This window comes from Kribbella sp. CWNU-51 (assembly GCF_054073265.1).
This window is the reverse complement of record NZ_JBSXMZ010000023.1, coordinates 287,005-303,179: the sequence shown is the minus strand read 5'-3', so window position 1 is coordinate 303,179 and position 16,175 is coordinate 287,005. Positions and strand designations below refer to the sequence as shown.

Annotated in this window: 15 protein-coding genes; 8 read left to right on the top strand and 7 right to left on the bottom strand. The window is 69.4% G+C overall.

The features are described from left to right. Positions 1-36 precede the first annotated feature (36 nt). Positions 37-1,932, top strand: a complete 1,896-nt coding sequence (locus tag ACXC9Q_RS25200; protein WP_457059123.1) for a glycoside hydrolase family 15 protein — start codon at positions 37-39, stop codon at positions 1,930-1,932. A gap of 12 nt (positions 1,933-1,944) precedes the next feature. Here the strand turns inward: ACXC9Q_RS25200 and ACXC9Q_RS25195 are convergent, their stop codons facing one another. The 4 genes from ACXC9Q_RS25195 to ACXC9Q_RS25180 all read right to left on the bottom strand — a co-directional run bounded on the left by ACXC9Q_RS25195 (position 1,945) and on the right by ACXC9Q_RS25180 (position 6,576). Then, positions 1,945-3,138 (bottom strand): cation:proton antiporter, encoded by a 1,194-nt coding sequence (locus ACXC9Q_RS25195; RefSeq protein ID WP_457059122.1) that lies wholly within the window; start codon positions 3,136-3,138, stop codon positions 1,945-1,947. A gap of 158 nt (positions 3,139-3,296) precedes the next feature. Then, positions 3,297-4,679 (bottom strand): ABC transporter substrate-binding protein, encoded by a 1,383-nt coding sequence (locus tag ACXC9Q_RS25190; protein WP_405065919.1) that lies wholly within the window; start codon positions 4,677-4,679, stop codon positions 3,297-3,299. A 10-nt stretch (positions 4,680-4,689) separates the two neighbouring features. Beyond that, positions 4,690-5,646 carry a carbohydrate ABC transporter permease gene (locus ACXC9Q_RS25185; RefSeq protein WP_457059121.1) on the bottom strand — a complete coding sequence of 319 codons (957 nt, stop codon included), beginning with the start codon at positions 5,644-5,646 and terminating at the stop codon, positions 4,690-4,692. A gap of 9 nt (positions 5,647-5,655) precedes the next feature. After that, on the bottom strand, positions 5,656-6,576 hold the full coding sequence (locus ACXC9Q_RS25180) for a carbohydrate ABC transporter permease (protein ID WP_457059120.1): 921 nt from the start codon (positions 6,574-6,576) through the stop codon (positions 5,656-5,658). 121 nt (positions 6,577-6,697) lie between these two features. Between ACXC9Q_RS25180 and ACXC9Q_RS25175 the strand changes: the two genes are divergently transcribed. After that, on the top strand, positions 6,698-7,876 hold the full coding sequence (locus ACXC9Q_RS25175) for an ROK family protein (protein WP_457059119.1): 1,179 nt from the start codon (positions 6,698-6,700) through the stop codon (positions 7,874-7,876). Between the two features lie 19 nt (positions 7,877-7,895). On the opposite strand, the gene ACXC9Q_RS25170 is transcribed toward ACXC9Q_RS25175, so the two are convergent. From ACXC9Q_RS25170 to ACXC9Q_RS25160, 3 genes are read right to left on the bottom strand one after another with little or no spacing between them, the layout of a single operon-like run. Continuing rightward, positions 7,896-8,291: a YchJ family protein gene (locus tag ACXC9Q_RS25170; RefSeq protein WP_457059118.1), complete on the bottom strand. Its 396-nt coding sequence runs from the start codon at positions 8,289-8,291 to the stop codon at positions 7,896-7,898. Position 8,292: 1 nt separating this feature from the next. Next, entirely contained in the window at positions 8,293-8,703 is a 411-nt protein-coding gene (locus ACXC9Q_RS25165; protein WP_457059117.1) for a ferritin-like domain-containing protein, read from the bottom strand. Beyond that, positions 8,700-9,248, bottom strand: coding sequence for a cell division protein FtsK (locus tag ACXC9Q_RS25160; protein WP_457059116.1), 549 nt, complete (start codon positions 9,246-9,248; stop codon positions 8,700-8,702). Before ACXC9Q_RS25160 ends, ACXC9Q_RS25165 begins: the two co-directional genes overlap by 4 nt. 151 nt (positions 9,249-9,399) lie before the next feature. Between ACXC9Q_RS25160 and rimP the strand changes: the two genes are divergently transcribed. The 6 genes from rimP to truB all read left to right on the top strand — a co-directional run bounded on the left by rimP (position 9,400) and on the right by truB (position 16,034). Next, a complete protein-coding gene (gene rimP, locus ACXC9Q_RS25155; RefSeq protein ID WP_457059115.1) occupies positions 9,400-9,921 on the top strand; it encodes a ribosome maturation factor RimP in 522 nt (173 codons plus the stop codon). 1 nt (position 9,922) lies between these two features. Beyond that, on the top strand, positions 9,923-10,915 hold the full coding sequence (gene nusA, locus ACXC9Q_RS25150; protein ID WP_457059114.1) for a transcription termination factor NusA: 993 nt from the start codon (positions 9,923-9,925) through the stop codon (positions 10,913-10,915). 52 nt (positions 10,916-10,967) lie between these two features. Continuing rightward, positions 10,968-11,303 (top strand): YlxR family protein, encoded by a 336-nt coding sequence (locus ACXC9Q_RS25145; protein ID WP_457059113.1) that lies wholly within the window; start codon positions 10,968-10,970, stop codon positions 11,301-11,303. A gap of 113 nt (positions 11,304-11,416) precedes the next feature. Further along, a complete protein-coding gene (gene infB, locus ACXC9Q_RS25140; protein ID WP_457059112.1) occupies positions 11,417-14,566 on the top strand; it encodes a translation initiation factor IF-2 in 3,150 nt (1,049 codons plus the stop codon). A 98-nt stretch (positions 14,567-14,664) separates the two neighbouring features. After that, entirely contained in the window at positions 14,665-15,099 is a 435-nt protein-coding gene (gene rbfA, locus ACXC9Q_RS25135) for a 30S ribosome-binding factor RbfA (protein WP_328521726.1), read from the top strand. Positions 15,100-15,125: 26 nt separating this feature from the next. Then, positions 15,126-16,034: a tRNA pseudouridine(55) synthase TruB gene (gene truB / locus ACXC9Q_RS25130; RefSeq protein WP_457059111.1), complete on the top strand. Its 909-nt coding sequence runs from the start codon at positions 15,126-15,128 to the stop codon at positions 16,032-16,034. The last annotated feature ends 141 nt before the right edge of the window (positions 16,035-16,175 follow it).

Here is a 16,175-nt window from a genome sequence, read left to right as displayed (position 1 = left end):
CGATCTGTACCGCAACCGAACGGGAGACGACCCCACATGACCGACTACCCACGCATCGCCGACCACGGGTTGATCGGCGACCTCCAGACCGCTGCCCTGGTGGCAACGGACGGGTCCATCGACTGGTTCTGCTGTCCACGGTTCGATTCGCCGAGTGTCTTCGCCGCGCTGCTCGACCAGGAACGCGGCGGCTGTTTCCGGGCGCGGGCGACCGGCGCCGACGTCACCAGCCGGCAGCTGTACTTCCCGGACACCGCCATCCTGATCACCCGGTTTATGACCGAGGAGGGTGTCGGCGAGATCGTCGACTTCATGCCACCGGCCGGCAAGCAGCCCACCGCGAACCACCGGATCGTGCGGATGATGCGGTGCGTGCGCGGGCGGATCGCCTTCGAGGTGGACATCGCGCCACGCTTCGACTACGGCCGCCAGGAGCACGAGCTGAAGGTGGTCGAGCCAGGGGCGGTCTTCGTGACCAAGGATCTGAGCCTGACCCTGCACGTGGTCCGCGAGCCGGGTGAGGAGCGGCTCGCGCAAGTCCGGGTGGACGGCGGCGACATCCACATCGACTACGAGATGTCGGCCGGGCAGACCCGGGGGCTGGTGCTGGAGTCGGCGGCCGACGGGCCACCGCGGGAGATCGGGGTCGCGGAGTTCACGGCCATGTTCGACGACGCGACCGCGTTCTGGCGCGACTGGCTGTCGCAGTCGACGTACACCGGCCGGTGGCGGGAGATGCTGCAGCGTTCGGCGATCACCCTCAAGCTGATGACGTACGCGCCGACCGGCGCACTGGTGGCCGCTCCGACGGCCGGGCTGCCCGAGCAGATTGGCGGCGAGCGCAACTGGGACTACCGCTACACCTGGGTGCGAGACGCGTCGTTCTCCGTGTACGCGCTGCTCGGCCTCGGCTTCACCGAGGAGGCGGCGGACTTCTGCGGCTGGTTGCGTGACCGCGTGCAGGAGAAGGCCGGCGGGGGAGGTGGCCCGCTGAACATCATGTACCGCGTGGACGGGTCGTCCGATCTGACCGAGGAGTCGCTCGAGCATCTGGAGGGCTACTGCGGCTCGCGGCCGGTGCGGATCGGCAACGGTGCCTCGGACCAGCGGCAGATGGACATCTACGGCGAGGCGCTGGACAGCATCTACTTCGCCGACCAGCACGGGATCGATCTCGACCTCCAGACATGGTCCGCCCTGCGGGGCATCGTCGACTGGCTGACCGAGAACTGGGACCTGCCGGGGGAGGGGATCTGGGAGACCCGCGGCGGGCAGAAGGACTTCACCTACGGCCGGGTGATGAGCTGGGTCGCCTTCGACCGCGCGATCCGGCTGGCCGCCGAACGGGGCCTGCCCGGCTCGGTCGGCCTGTGGGTGACGACCCGCGACGCGATCCACAACCAGGTGCTGCACCGCGGCTGGAACGAGAAGCTCGGCGCGTTCGTGCAGCACTACGGCGACACCGTGCTGGACTCGTCGATGTTGCGCATGGCAACAGTCGGCGCCATCGGGCCCACCGATCCGATGTGGTTGTCGACGCTGGACGCGATGGAAGCCGAACTGGTGGTCGACAGCCTGGTCTACCGCTACGACCCGGCCGCCTCACCGGACGGCCTGGCCGGTGACGAGGGCACGTTCTCGCTCTGTACTTTCAACTATGTCGACGCCCTGGCCCGGGCCGGCCGCCTCGACGAGGCCCGGCTGATCTTCGAGAAGATGCTCACCTACGCCAACCACGTGGGCCTGTTCTCCGAGGAGATCGGCCTGACCGGTCAGCAGCTGGGCAACTTCCCGCAGGCCTTCACGCACCTGGCCCTGATCGACGCGGCCATCACCCTGGATGCCGCGCTGGATGGCGCGAAGGCCACCCGCCGGTACACCGCGTCGGGTATCCCGGCCGCGCGCCGGCCGCCGGACGCGGCGATGACCTGAGCGGCGGACAGGCTACGGCAGGGGTTCGCCGGTCTCGTCGTGGGTGCGGGCGAGCCGGCGGTCGATGGCGACGGCGATCGCCGGGTACACCAGCACCGACAAGACGCCCGCGCCCACCAGCGCGGCCGCGTTCTCGGGCAGCATCTCGCCGGTCTCGAGTCCGATCTCACTGAGCGCGACGAGCAGCGGCAAGGCCGTCGACACCACGAAGACGAGTTCGAGCCGTCGCTGCCGGGGCAGCGCGGTTCGGTACACCACCAGCGTCGGCAGGCCGCGCACGACGAGCAGCAGGAGGAAGAAGAGAAACAGCCGTCCAGGTGCGTGGATGATCGACTCCAGGTCGAGACCCATCCCTGAGGACACGAAGAAGATGGGAATGAAGAAGCCGTAGCCGACGGCATCGAGCTTGCGGTCCAGCCCCTCGGGGTTTCCGGGCGCCCACCGATGCAGGACGACTCCCGCCACGAAGGCCCCGAGGACGGAGTCGAGCCCGAAGTCGCTGGCGATCACGAGCAGGAGCAGCAACATCGCGACCGTCCACCGCAGCGTGGTCTGCGACGTCGCGTCCTCCCCTTCCGTCAGAATCCGCGCGATCCGGCCGCCACGCCCCAATCTGGGCGCCAGACTCAGCAGCAGCCCGAGGAGGCCCACCGCGACCAGCGAGATCAGCCCGATGAACCGGCCGTGCGATCCGAGGAAGATCGCGATGGCCACGACCGGCAGGAACTCCCCGACGGCCCCGGCGGCCAGGACGTAGGAGCTGAACGACCCGCGCAGCATGTTGTTGTCACGCAGGATCGGCAACAGCGTTCCCAGCGCCGTCGTCGTCAGGCCGAGCGCGACCGGCACGAACGCTCGCACCAGCCCCAGCGCCGCGAGTGCCGCGACCACCCCGATGGCCAGCACCACGGTGACCCCCCACCCGACGAGAGCGAGCTTGCCGGCCCGCTGCCGGAAGATCGCCAGGTCGAGCTCATAGCCCGCCATCAGGAACAGGAACCCTAGACCGACGTTCGAGAGCAGGACGATGCTGCCCGGGTCGGCCAGATCGAGCACGTGCGGCCCGACCACGACGCCGCCGATGATGAGCACCACCACCTGCGGGATCCGCATCACGCCGAGTAACCCGACGATCACAGGCGTTATGGCCGCCACCAACGCGACGATGAACAGGCTGGTCAGTCCAAGACCGAGGTCAGTGTTCATCCCACCAGCCTCACTGCCCGTCCGTACCGGAAACCTCACCCGGTCCGGACGATCCTCACCCGTCACCACCCGTCACGACCCGTGACGTGGCTGGACGTCGGACGGGTCGATCGGCGCCGGCCGGCCGGGTGGAGCCTCGCGGTCCACCCGGCCTTGTGCTATTGGGCGACCTTGAACAGCTCGTCGAGTTGCGTATTGAGCTTCGTCAACGAGCTGACGGGCGAGCTGCCGATGTAGACGGCGTCGAAGCGTGGTGCCATCAGCGCCGCGATGTCGGCGGCGTTCGTCGTCACCGGGAACAGGAACGTCGTCTTGTCGACGACCTGCCGGGTGAACGGGGTGACGTCGAGCTTGCGCTCGGACTTGTTGTAGGCGATCGCCAGTTGGGTGCCGGCCGGCCGGGCCGGGAAGACGACGCCGGACTGGCCGATGATGTTCTGGCACTCCGCGCCGGACAGGAACGCGACCCACTTCGCGGCGTTCTCGGGCTGCTTCGACAGCGTGGTGACCGAGTCGGCCAGGCCGTTGAACATCGACGCCCGCTTGCCGCTCGGCCCGATCGGGGTCGGCGCCAGCCCGATGTCCAGCTTCTTGCCGGCGGAGTCGGTGAGTTTGGTGAAGCTGGAGATCATCCACGACCCGCTGAGGCCCATCGCCGCCGTACCGGACTGGATCTGCTTGTCGGTGCCGATCGCGTTCGCGCCGCCGATCTCCTCGTAGCTGGGCATGTAGCCCTTCTGCACCATGCCGAAGTACCAGCTCAGCGTGTCCTGCAGGGCCGGCTGGTCCAGGTTGAACTTGGTGCCCCACGGGTTCTTGTCAGTCGCCTGCCAGCCCGCACTGCCGGCGAACGCCGACCACTGCGTCTGGCCCCAGCCACCGCCGCCGGAGCCTTCGGAGGCGAGGCCATGTGTCTTGACGTGCGACTTGTCGAAGCCCGGCTCGTCGCCCCGGACGCCCTTCTCGTCGATGGTGAGATGCGCGACGAGCTTCTCGAACGTGCCGCCGTCCTGGGGGTTCCAGGTGAGGTTCTCCAACTCGGCGGGATCCACGCCGGCCGCCTTGAGTGCGGCGCCGTCGTAGAAGATCGCGATCGTGTCCCAGTCCTTGGGCGCGCCGTACCGCTTGCCGTCCTGGCCCTTCCACAGTTCCGCCAGGCCCTGCTGGTAGTCGCCGTCCTTGATTCCACTGGTCGGGCCGAGGTCGTCGAGGGGGCGGAGGACCTTCAGATCGACGTACTGGGCGAACTTCGACAGGTGGTCGGTGAAGACATCGGGTGCGGTGTCGGCGATGAAGCCGGCGGTGAGCTTGGACCAGTAGGCGTCCCAGCCGTACTGCGAGATGTGGATCTTCAGGCCGGGATTGGCCTTGGCGAACGCGTCGGCGCACTTCTGGTAGCCCGGCTGCTGGGCCGAGTCCCACAGCCAGTACTCGATGGTGCCGTTCGCGCTGCTACCGGTTGTACTGCTGCAGGCGGTCAAGGCCGCGGCGGTGAGCAGAGCGACCGCGGCGGTGCGGATCCGTTGCCGGAAGGTGATCATGCCGGGCTCCTCACTTGATCCCGCTGAAGCCGATGGAGTTGACGATGCGCTTCGCGAAGAACATGAAGAGCACGAGCATCGGCAGGGCGGCGACGAGCGTGGCGGCCATCAGGCCGGACCAGTCGGGGCCGGTCTGCGGCGTCTGGGACTTGAAGACGCCGAGCGCGACGGTGAGGACGCGCGACCTGTCGGTGTAGCTGACCATCAGCGCCCAGAAGTACTCGTTCCACGCCGCCATGTAGGTCAGGATCGCCAGCGTCGTGATCGGGGCCGCCGACATCGGCAGGATGAGCCGGAAGAACACCTTGACCTTGGAAGCGCCGTCCATCAGCGCGGCCTCCTCCACCTCGCGGGAGATCCCGAGGAAGAACTGGCGCAGGAAGAACACCGCGAACGGCGTCATGAACATGGTCGGCAGGGCGATCCCGATCAGGGTGTCCACCAGACCGAGTTGCTTGAGCAGCACGAAGTTCGGCAGCAGCGTGAAGATCGCCGGGATCATCAGGCCGCCCAGGAAGAACGCGAAGAACCTCTCACGGTGCTTCCATTGCAGCCGCGCGAACGCGTACGCCGCCATCGCGGAGAAGAACACCTGCCCGGCAGTGATGAGCGTGGCGACGACGACGGAGTTGAACAGGTAGCGCCAGAAGTTGATCGCCTGCCCGGCGCCACCGGCATCGATGGCCTCCTGCCCGGTCTGCAGGCCGAAGACCCGCTCGAAGCCGCCGGCCGAGGTCTGCACCGGTAGCAGGCTGCCGGAACCCGCGTAGAGGGCGTTGTTGCTGGACAGCGCCGTACGCAGCATCCAGTAGAACGGGAACAGGCTGACGAGGATCACCAGGATCATGAACGTCCAGGCGAGTGCGCGACCGGCGCTGAACCGGTGTGGCTCGCTCGGGGTGGCCGCGGGTTCCCTGACAACTGGGGGCGGCGCGGGGGCGACCTTCGGGGTGGTGTCGGTGGTCATGGTCGCTCCTCAGGCCAGGTCGGAGGACTCGGCGCGGGTGAGCCGGTACTGGACGAACGTCACGATCACCAGGACGGTGAGCAGCGCCACCGACATTGCCGACGCGTAGCCGAACTGGAAGCGGCCGAACGCGACGTCGTAGATGTAGAACTGCAGCACCCGGGAGGAATCGACCGGCCCGCCTTGCGTCGCGATCGCCACCGTGTCGAAGACCTGGAACGAGCCGACCACCGTGATGATCAGGACCAGCGAGAGGATCGGCCGCAGCAGCGGCACCGTGATGCTGCGGAACATCCGGACTTCGCTCGCGCCGTCGATGCGGCCCGCCTCGTAGACGGTCTCGGGGATCATCTGCAGACCGGCGAAGATCAGCAGCGCGGTGTAGCCGACATGCCGCCAGACATTGATGAAGGCGATCGTCGGGATGACCCAGGTGCTGTCGGACAGGAACGGGATCCGGTCCAGGCCCATCGCGGCGATGATGTTGTTCGCGATGCCGAGCTGGTAGTCGAGGATCCAGAGGAAGACCATCGCGGCCACCACGTTCGAGACGAGGAACGGCGTGAGCACGATGCCGCGCAGCCAGGTCCGCTGCGTCAGCCGCTGCATCATCACTGCGATCACCAGGGCGATCACCGTCTGGAAGCCGATGTTCAGGATCACGTAGTAGAGCGTCACCTTCAACGCGTTCCAGAACACCGGGTCGTGGATCATCCGGACGTAGTTGTCCAGGCCGTTGAACTCCGGCGGTGTGAGCAGGTTGAACTTCGTGAAGCTGAGGTAGATCCCGCGGATGGTCGGCCAGACCAGGAAGACTCCGAAGCCGATCAGCGCGGGAAGGATGAACAGCAGCGCGAGACGGGTGTCGTCGCGCGGACCGTTCCTGGCGCGGCCGGCCTTCGCCGGCCGGATCGAAGTCGTGGTGGCCATCAGCTCTCCTTCGCCCGGGTACTGCTAGCCGGGGTCCGGGGCTATTTACAGTCAGATTGAAAATAAGCCAGGATGGCCGGTGTGACAAGGGTCACGTGGTGTCGATTTGTAAACTGGGCGGATGGTGACTGGCACGTCGGAACGACCAGCCGGTGAGCGGGGCCTGACCGCGGGAGAGCTCGCCGTCACCCGCCAGCTGCTGATCCACGGACCGGCGACCCGTGGTGACCTCGGCGACCGGCTCAACCTCTCCTACGCTTCGATGTCCCGGTTGGCCCGCGCCCTCATCCTCGGTGGCATGGCCACCGAGGATCTCGAGCCCGCGGCAGCGATCGGCCGGCCGCGCCAGATCCTGACCGCGGTGCCCAGTGCCCGGCACGTCGTCGGCGTCAAGCTCACCGGCGACACCGCCTACGGCGTCGTCTGCGATCTGTTCGGCGAGGTCAAAGCGACGACGAGGGCGGCCCTGCCCAGGCCCGAGGAGGGCGGTGTCGTGCCGGTTGCGGCCACCGTGAAGGTCGTCGCGCAGCTGGCGAACAGGCTCGCTCCGAAGGTGCCGACCGTGGACGGCATCGGGGTGTCCGTCGGCGGGGTGATCGCGGACCGTTCGGTCGTCCGGGAGGGGACCTTCCTGGGCTGGCGCGATGTGGATCTCGGCGGACCGCTGCGGGACCGGACCGGTCTGCCGGTCATCGTCACCAACGACGTCACCGCGCTGGCTCGCGACCAACTGTGGTTCGGGGCCGGCCGCACCCACTCGACCTTCGGCATCGTCACCGTCGGCGCCGGTCTCGGCGTGGGCGTCGTCCGGGACGGCGTCGCCGTCGAAGAACTGATCGACAACGGTCATCTGCTGGCGCACGCACCAGTCGACAGCAGCGGGCCCAGCTGCGGCCTCGGCCACCGGGGATGTGTGGCGGCCTACCTCAACCGGGAGGATCTCGAGCGCAACGCCTCGGCGGCTGCCAAGCACCCGGTCACCCTGCACGACCTCGTCCGGGCCCGATCCGGCGGCGACCCGGTCGCCACCCGTCGGCTCGACGACGCCGCCCGGGCACTCGGACACGTCGTGGCGTCGTTCGCCGGGGCCCTCCAGACAACCTGCATCGTGCTGGGTGGCGAGGATGTCGCCGCCTTCACCGACTCGCCGGCTCTGCAGGAGACGATCGCGGATCGGCTGCGCCCGGGGCCATTGGAGACCCAGCGCTGCGCGCTCGACGTCCTCACCACCCCGCTGACCTTCACCGACTGGGCCCGCGGCGCCGCGGTAGCAGGCATCCAGCACGTCCTCGGCGCCTAGAACACCTGCAACACCGGCATCATCGGCCCGTGGCGCCGCCGGGGAGAGCGTCGACGTACACCCAGGCTCCGTTCTCGCGGGTGAAGTGGCTGTTCTCCTGCTGGTGGCCCGGGCGGCCGTCGAGTGTGTAGTGCGCGCGGAACTCGACGGTTCCTTCGGTGTGGAACGGGCTTCCATCGGTGGTGTTCAGGATCTCGAGGCCGGTCCAGACGAGGTCCCGATCCAGCTGGAGATCGGCCGGTCGCGTCGAGGAATGCCAGCTGCGCAGCAGGTACGGCACATCGTCGACGACGAAGGCCGAGTAGCGCGAGCGCATCAGTTGCTCGGCGGTGCTGGCCGACGTACGGCCTTGGTGCAGACGGCCGCAGCAGTCGTCGTAGGTGGCGGCGAGCCCACAGGGACAGGACCTGGCCATCTCACACCGCGCCGGGGAAGGCCACCGGAGCGCCGCCCCAGGTGACCTGGGCGCTCGCGGCGGCGAGCAGGCTCTCGATGGCGAAGGCCCGGACGGCCGGCTGCTCGGCCGCCTCGACCAGGTCGCCGTACACGGCTGCCACTCGCCGTTCGATCAGCAGGACGAGGGCGGCGGCGGTGGCCGCGTTCGTGACCGCCTGGGGCAGGTCGTACGCCGCTTCCGCCGCGACCGGGGTCTCACCGGCGGCGACGACCAGGGCGCTCAGGTGGTCGCGGTGGTCGCGGTGCTGCGCATAGGAGTCTGTCGCGGCCTTGAAGCGCGCGCCACTCAGCTTCCCGCCGGCCACGCCCACGCCGTACAGGGCGGCATGTTCCCCGGCGAGTGCGGCCTGCAGGGCTTCCAGTTGGGTCACGAGGCGTTTGCCTTCTTTTTCGGGGTGAGTGTCGTCGCGAGCTGCGTCTCGGCGGCGGCGATCATTGCCAGCAGGCGGGCCGGGGCGCCGGACACCTTGGCTGCCGCGGCGGCGTGGGCGATCGCCGCGGCCTTCTCCTGCTTGGCCAGGGCGGTGAGCGCGGCCGCCGACGTCCCCGCGACGGCCGGTGCCTTGCCGGCGGTGGGCGTGACCCCGGCGGTCTCCTTGAGCTTCGCCAGATGACTGGCGTGGTACTTCGCACCCGCCGCGAGCTGAGTCCGCAGCGCCGGGAACTTCCGGCTCGTCCCGGCGAACGCGAGGGATAATTGAGTCACCTGGGTCGCCGCCGTGCTGAGGGCGGCGACGACCGCGGGATCGGCGGTCGGCGTCTCCTGGGCGCGCCGATCGGACGACGAGGGGTTGACGGCGCCCGGCGTACTCCCGGCCGGATCGTCCTTGCAACCGGCCAGCGTGACGGCTCCGGGCACCAGGGCCGCACTCACCATGAGGCTGCGGCGGGACACACGGCGGGGTTCGATCGGCACGGCGGAACGATACCTGGTGACGCGCCGGTGACCGGTCTGGGACGAGCCGGTGACCCGAGCACTGCGACCGGCCGGATATGGTGGGCTACTGCCCTCGGCCGGACCGCCGGGGGTGGAACGGGTGCACAACTGGAGAGAGGCAGGTCAACCTGTGAGCCGAAGGACTGACCACACGGACACCACGAGCCTCGAGAACTTCCTGCGGCCGATCGTCGAGCAGTTCGGCTGCGACCTGGAGGCCGCGGAGATCACTCCGGCCGGCCGCCGCCGGTTGCTGCGCGTGCTCGTCGACCGCGACGGCGGCATCAGCCTGGACGACGTCGCCGACGTGACCCGGGCGATCTCCAAGGCGCTCGACGCCGACGACATCATGGGCGACGGCGCCTACACGCTGGAGGTCTCCAGCCCCGGCGTCGACCGGCCGCTCACCCTGCCCCGGCACTGGCGGCGCAACGTCAGCCGCCTGGTCGCGGTCACCCTGACCGCCGGTGGGAAGCTGACCGGCCGGATCAAGTCCGCCTCCGAGGAGGCGGCCGAGCTGGACGTGGACGGCAAGCGGCAGACGGTCGCGTACGCCGACGTCGAGAAGGCCAAGATCCAGATCGAATTCAACCGGCCCGCCGGCAACGACGAACCAGAAACACCTGCCGACGGCACGGTGGAGGAGAACTGACATGGATATCGACATGGCCGTGCTGCGGTCGCTGGAGCGGGAGAAGGACATCGCCCTCGACGTCGTCGCCGAGGCGATCGAGCAGGCACTGCTGGTGGCCTACCACCGGACCGAGGGTGCCCAGCAGCAGGCCCGGGTCGAGCTGGACCGCAAGACCGGGCACGTCACCGTGTTCGCCCGCGAGCTCGCCGAGGACGGCACCGTGGCCCGCGAGTACGACGACACCCCGGCCGACTTCGGCCGGATCGCGGCCACCACGGCCAAGCAGATCATCCTGCAGCGGCTGCGCGACGCCGAGGACGAGGTCCGGTACGGCGAGTTCTCCGGCAAGGAGGGCGACATCGTCTCCGGGGTCGTCCAGCAGGGCCGCGACCCGCGTTCGGTGATGGTCGACCTCGGCAAGATCGAGGCGGTGCTGCCGGCGCCGGAGCAGGTGCCGGGGGAGAAGTACGAGCACGGCTCCCGGCTGCGGGTGTACGTCGTGGGCGTCCGCAAGGGCTTCAAGGGCCCGCAGATCACGGTCAGCCGCACCCACCCGAACCTGGTCAAGAAGCTGTTCGCGCTCGAGGTCCCGGAGATCGCGGACGGCACCGTCGAGATCACCGCGATCGCGCGTGAGGCCGGTCACCGGACCAAGATCGCCGTCCGGACGCTGAACCCGTCGGTGAACGGGAAGGGCGCCTGCATCGGGCCGATGGGCCAGCGGGTGCGCAACATCATGCACGAGCTGCACGGCGAAAAGATCGACATCATCGACCACAGCGACGATCCGGCCACCTTCGTCGGGAATGCGCTGTCCCCGGCGCAGGTTACATCTGTAGAGGTGGTAGACGCCGCGGCACGTGCCGCCAGGGTCGTCGTACCCGACTACCAGCTCTCGCTCGCGATCGGCAAGGAAGGGCAGAACGCCCGCCTGGCCGCCCGGCTGACCGGGTGGCGGATCGACATCCGGCCGGATACGGATGTGACTCGTGAGGACGAGAAGGTAGACTGATCTCTCGGTCGGTCGACTGAGTCGCAACCACACCCTGAGGATCACGTACCAAGTGACTGCAGACGCGCGCCCTGGCAAGGCCCGGGAGCGTACCTGTATCGGGTGCCGGAAGCGGTCCAGTCCGGCTGATCTGCTGCGGATGACGGTGTCTGGAGGGCTGGTCCTTCCGGATCCCGATCGTCGGGCGCCTGGCCGCGGGGCGCATCTGCACCCGGTGGCCGCGTGCCTCGACCTCGCCGAGCGGCGTAAGGCGTTCCCACGGGCCTTCAAGGTCCCCGGTCCGCTTGACCTGGCGCTCGTACGGGAACATGTTGCGCAGCGCAGTACCGAAAGCAGTACCGAAAGTGCGGCCACCCGGCCGCCCGCGACGACCGTCGCGACGACATGAAGGCGGGTCATCGACTCATGACCACTCGATGAGTGTCGAACGATGAGTGCAATGCGATGAGCATGTACGTCAACTAACGGTCCGCGCCCCAGGCTCGGACCAGAGGGAGAGCAGTGGCAAAGGTCCGGGTCTACGAGCTCGCGAAAGAGCTCGGAGTTACCAGCAAGGTCGTTCTGACCAGGCTGAACGACATGGGAGAGTTCGTCCGATCGGCGTCCTCGACGATCGAGGCACCCGTCGTTCGACGGTTGGCGGAAGATTTCGAGAAGAACCCGCCGAAGAAGCGCGCGGCCAAGAAGGCCGCCGCAAGCACGTCTGCCGCGCCGCAGGCGACCGCACCGGTCGCGCCTGCCGCACCGGCGAAGAAAACACAGCCGGCCCCGGCCGAGCGCCCCGCGCCGGCCGCTGAGGCGACCCCGGCGCCGGTCGCAGAAACCCCCAAGGCGGAGGTGGCCGAGAAGGTGGAGTCCGCTCCGGCTCCGGTGAAGTCGGTTCCGACCCCAGGCGTGAAGCCGGGGCCGCGTCCGGGCCCGAAGCCCGCGCCGCGGCAGGAGACCGCTCCCGCCGAGGTCGCTCCGGCGGCCAAGGCCGAGACCCCGGCGGCACCGTCGTTCGAGGCACCGGCCGCCAAGGCCACGCCGGCCACGCCGGCCGCGCCGGCGCCCAGCCCGGTGGCCGCTCAGCCGGCCGCTCCGGCGCAGCAGCGTCCGGCCGCCGAGCAGTCGACCCGGCCGGGTCCGCGTCCGGGTGGGCCGGGATCCGGTCCGCGTCCGGGTGCGCCGCGTCCGGGTGGCCAGGGCAATGCGCCCCGTCCCGGCGCCCCCCGTCCGGGTGCGCCGCGTCCGGGTGGCCAGGGCGGTGGGCCCCGTCCGGGTGCGCCGCGTCCGGGCAACAACCCGTTCAGCTCGACCCAGGGCATGCAGCGCGGTGGCGCGCGCCCCGGCCAGGGTGGTCAGGGTGAGCGTTCCGGTCAGGGTGCGAGCCCGGCCGGGATGGCGCCGCGTCCGCCGCAGTCCCGTGGTGACGACCGCGGTCGCAGCAACGACCGGCCGCGTCCGAGTGGTGTGCCCGGTGCGCCGCGGCCCAACCCGGCGATGATGCCGAAGTCCTCGGCCGGAACGTTCACCGGTCGTCCGTCCGGTCCGGGCGGCGGCGGTGGCGGCGGCGCTGGTGGCCGTGGCCGTCCCGGTGGCGGTTCCGGTGGACCGGGTGCCGGTCCGCGCGGTGGCGGCGGTGGCGGCGGCGGTGGCTTCCGTCCCGGCGGCGGCGGCGGCCCGAGCGGCCCGCCCGGTGGCGGCGGTGGCCGTCCGGGTGCGGGCAACCGTGGTCGTGGCGGGACGCAGGGTGCCTTCGGGCGTCCGGGCGGTCCGGCGCGCCGCGGCCGCAAGTCGAAGCGGGCGAAGCGCCAGGAGTTCGACAACATGCAGGCGCCGGCAGTCGGCGGCGTTCGCGTCCGGCACGGTGACGGCGAGGTCGTGCGTCTCGCCCGTGGCGCGTCGCTGACGGACTTCGCCGAGAAGGTCGGCGTCGACCCGGCGTCGCTGGTGCAGGTGCTGTTCCACCTCGGTGAGATGGTGACCGCGACCCAGTCGGTCAACGAGGAAGTCCTGGAACTGCTCGGCACCGAGCTGAACTACGACGTCCAGGTCGTGTCCCCGGAGGACGAGGACCGCGAGCTGCTGCAGTCGTTCGACATCGACTTCGGTTCCGACGAGGGCGGCGAGGACGACCTGGTCAAGCGGCCGCCGGTGGTGACCGTGATGGGTCACGTCGACCACGGTAAGACGAAGCTGCTGGACGCGGTCCGGGAAGCCAACGTCGTGGCCAAGGAAGCCGGTGGCATCACCCAGCACATCGGTGCGTACCAGGTGACCACCGAGGTGGACGGCGAGCAGCGGGCCATCACCTTCGTCGACACCCCGGGTCACGAGGCGTTCACCGCCATGCGTGCCCGTGGTGCGCAGGCCACCGACATCGTCATCCTGGTGGTCGCGGCCGACGACGGCGTGATGCCGCAGACGATCGAGGCACTGAACCACGCCCGGGCGGCGAACGTCCCGATCGTGGTCGCGGTCAACAAGATCGACGTACCGAGTGCGGACCCGGCCAAGGTGCGCGGTCAGCTGACCGAGTACGGCCTGGTGCCCGAGGAGTACGGCGGCGACACGATGTTCGTCGACGTCTCGGCGAAGTCCCGGATCAACATCGACGGGCTGCTCGAGAGCGTCGTCCTGACGGCGGACGCGGCGCTGGACCTGCGGGCCAACCCGAACATGCCGGCCCAGGGCATCGCGATCGAGGCCAACCTCGACAAGGGCCGTGGCCCGGTGGCGACCGTGCTGGTGCAGCGCGGCACGCTGCGGGTCGGCGACTCGATGGTGGCAGGACCGGCGTACGGCCGGGTCCGGGCCATGCTCGACGAGCACGGCGACCCGGTCGAGGAGGCGACGCCGTCGCGTCCGGTGCTGGTGCTCGGTCTGACCGCCGTACCAGGTGCGGGTGACAAGTTCCTGGTCGTCGACGACGACCGGAGGGCACGGCAGATCGCCGAGAAGCGCGAAGCTCGCGCCCGGGCGGCCGCCAACGCCAAGCGTCGTGCGCGCCGGACCCTCGAGGACTTCATGGCCTCGATGGAGAAGGGCGAGACGCAGGAACTGCTGCTCATCCTCAAGGGCGACGTGTCCGGTTCGGTCGAGGCGCTGGAAGACGCCCTGGTCCGGATCGAGGTCGGCGACGAGGTCAACCTCCGCGTCATCGACCGCGGTGTCGGTGCGATCAACGAGAACGACGTCAACCTGGCCATCGCGTCGAACGCCGTCATCATCGGCTTCAACGTGCGGCCGGCGGGCAAGGCCGGTGACCTGGCCGAGCGCGAGGGCGTCGATGTCCGGTACTACTCGGTCATCTACGCGGCGATCGACGACATCGAGGCGGCCCTGAAGGGCATGCTCAAGCCGATCTACGAGGAGGTCACCCTCGGCCAGGCGGAGATCCGCGAGATCTTCCGCTCCTCGAAGGTGGGCAACATCGCCGGTTGCTGGGTGACCAGTGGGCTGATCCGCCGCAACGCCAAGGTCCGGTTGATCCGGGACGGCGCGGTGGTCGTCGACAACACCGAGTTGTCGTCGCTGAAGAGGTTCAAGGACGACGCGTCCGAGGTCCGCGAGGGCTTCGAGTGCGGTCTGACCGTCAACAACTTCAACGACATCAAGATCGGTGACATCGTCGAGTCGTTCGAGCTCCGCGAGAAGCCGCGCAACTGACACAGCAAGGGTGATCCGCCCGGATCACCTGGGAGTAACGTCCGGAGAGACGGTCTATGTCTCTCCGGACGTTCTCATGAATGAGGGAGTGAGCCCTGATGGGTGAAGCAAGGGCGAAGCAGCTGGCCGACCGGATCCAGGTGCTCGTCGCCGAACTGCTCGAGCGCCGGGTCAAGGATCCCCGGCTGGGCTTCGTCACGGTGACGGACGCCCGGCTGACCGGCGACCTGCGTGAGGCCAGCGTCTTCTACACCGTGTACGGCGACGAGCAGGCGCGGGCGTCGACCGCGGCCGCCCTGGAGTCGGCTCGTGGCCTGATTCGCAGCGAGGTCGGCAAGGCGCTGGGCCTGCGGCACTCGCCGAGTGTCACCTTCTTCCTGGACGCCGTTCCGGAGACCGCCGGGCAGATCGAGGACCTGCTGGCCAAGGCCCGCGAGGCCGACGCCGAGGTGGCCAAGGCCGCCGCGGGTGCCAAGCCGGCCGGCGACGCGGACCCGTACAAGCACAAGGACGACGACGAGGACCAGGACTGAGTGCTGCGTTGACCGGCATCGGCACCATGTCCCCGAACAGCACCCCGTCCCATGACTTCACCTCGTCGTCCGACGGGATAGTCGTCGTCGACAAGCCGGCGGGGCTCACCTCGCACACCGTCGTCGCGCGGGTCCGCCGGCTCGCCGGCACCCGCAAGGTCGGGCACGCCGGCACGCTGGACCCGATGGCGACGGGTGTGCTGGTCGTCGGCCTCAACCGGGCGACCCGGCTCCTCGGTCACCTTCAGCTGGCCGACAAGTCGTACGACGCGACGATCCGGCTCGGCGCGACCACGACCACCGACGACGCCGAAGGCTCCGTGCTGACCACGGCCCCGGTCGACGGGGTCGCGGCCGAGGCGATCGAGTCCGCGGTGGCGGGTTTCCGCGGTGACATCTCGCAGGTGCCGTCGAAGGTCTCGGCGATCAAGGTCGACGGGCGGCGCGCGTACGAACGCGTCCGGGCCGGCGAGGAGGTCGCGCTGAAGGCTCGCGCGGTGACGGTCTCGCGGTACGACGTCCTCGACGTACGCCCGGGGCCGGACGGGATCGATGTCGACGTCTCGGTCGACTGTTCCAGCGGCACGTACATTCGTGCCCTGGCACGCGATCTCGGCGCCGAGCTCGGCGTCGGCGGTCACCTGACCGCGTTGCGTCGTACCCGGGTCGGCGCCTTCGACCTGGCGGCGGCGCACACGCTCGAGTCGCTGGCGCAGGACTTCGCCTGGCTGCCGATCGCGGATGTTGCCGCCGGCACCTTCCCGCGGTACGACGCCGACGCCGACCAGGCCGCCGCCATCCGCACCGGACGCCCGCTGTCCGGCCTCAAACTCCAGCCCGGCCAGACCGCGATGTTCGACCCGACCGGCACCTTCCTCGCCCTCTACGAACCCCACGGGCCGGTCGCGAAACCCACCGCGGTCTTCGTCAGCTGAGGTTTGCTTCCCCGCGGGGTCAACGCGTGATTCCTGCCGGTGGGGGCGAGGACAGCCCGGCCGACCCGCACGTCCGCGCGCTCACTCTCGCGGATGTCGGACCGTGATGGGCGGACGCCCAGGCCATCACAAGTGCGCCAC

Bases quoted from the DNA above. Each gene is read 5' to 3' on its own strand.
- ACXC9Q_RS25200 (WP_457059123.1), top strand. From the start codon at position 37: ATGACCGACTACCCACGCATCGCCGACCACGGGTTGATCGGCGACCTC.
- ACXC9Q_RS25195 (WP_457059122.1), bottom strand. From the start codon at position 3,138: ATGAACACTGACCTCGGTCTTGGACTGACCAGCCTGTTCATCGTCGCG.
- ACXC9Q_RS25190 (WP_405065919.1), bottom strand. From the start codon at position 4,679: ATGATCACCTTCCGGCAACGGATCCGCACCGCCGCGGTCGCTCTGCTC.
- ACXC9Q_RS25185 (WP_457059121.1), bottom strand. From the start codon at position 5,646: ATGACCACCGACACCACCCCGAAGGTCGCCCCCGCGCCGCCCCCAGTT.
- ACXC9Q_RS25180 (WP_457059120.1), bottom strand. From the start codon at position 6,576: ATGGCCACCACGACTTCGATCCGGCCGGCGAAGGCCGGCCGCGCCAGG.
- ACXC9Q_RS25175 (WP_457059119.1), top strand. From the start codon at position 6,698: ATGGTGACTGGCACGTCGGAACGACCAGCCGGTGAGCGGGGCCTGACC.
- ACXC9Q_RS25170 (WP_457059118.1), bottom strand. From the start codon at position 8,291: ATGGCCAGGTCCTGTCCCTGTGGGCTCGCCGCCACCTACGACGACTGC.
- nusA (WP_457059114.1), top strand. From the start codon at position 9,923: ATGGATATCGACATGGCCGTGCTGCGGTCGCTGGAGCGGGAGAAGGAC.
- rbfA (WP_328521726.1), top strand. From the start codon at position 14,665: ATGGGTGAAGCAAGGGCGAAGCAGCTGGCCGACCGGATCCAGGTGCTC.
- truB (WP_457059111.1), top strand. From the start codon at position 15,126: ATGTCCCCGAACAGCACCCCGTCCCATGACTTCACCTCGTCGTCCGAC.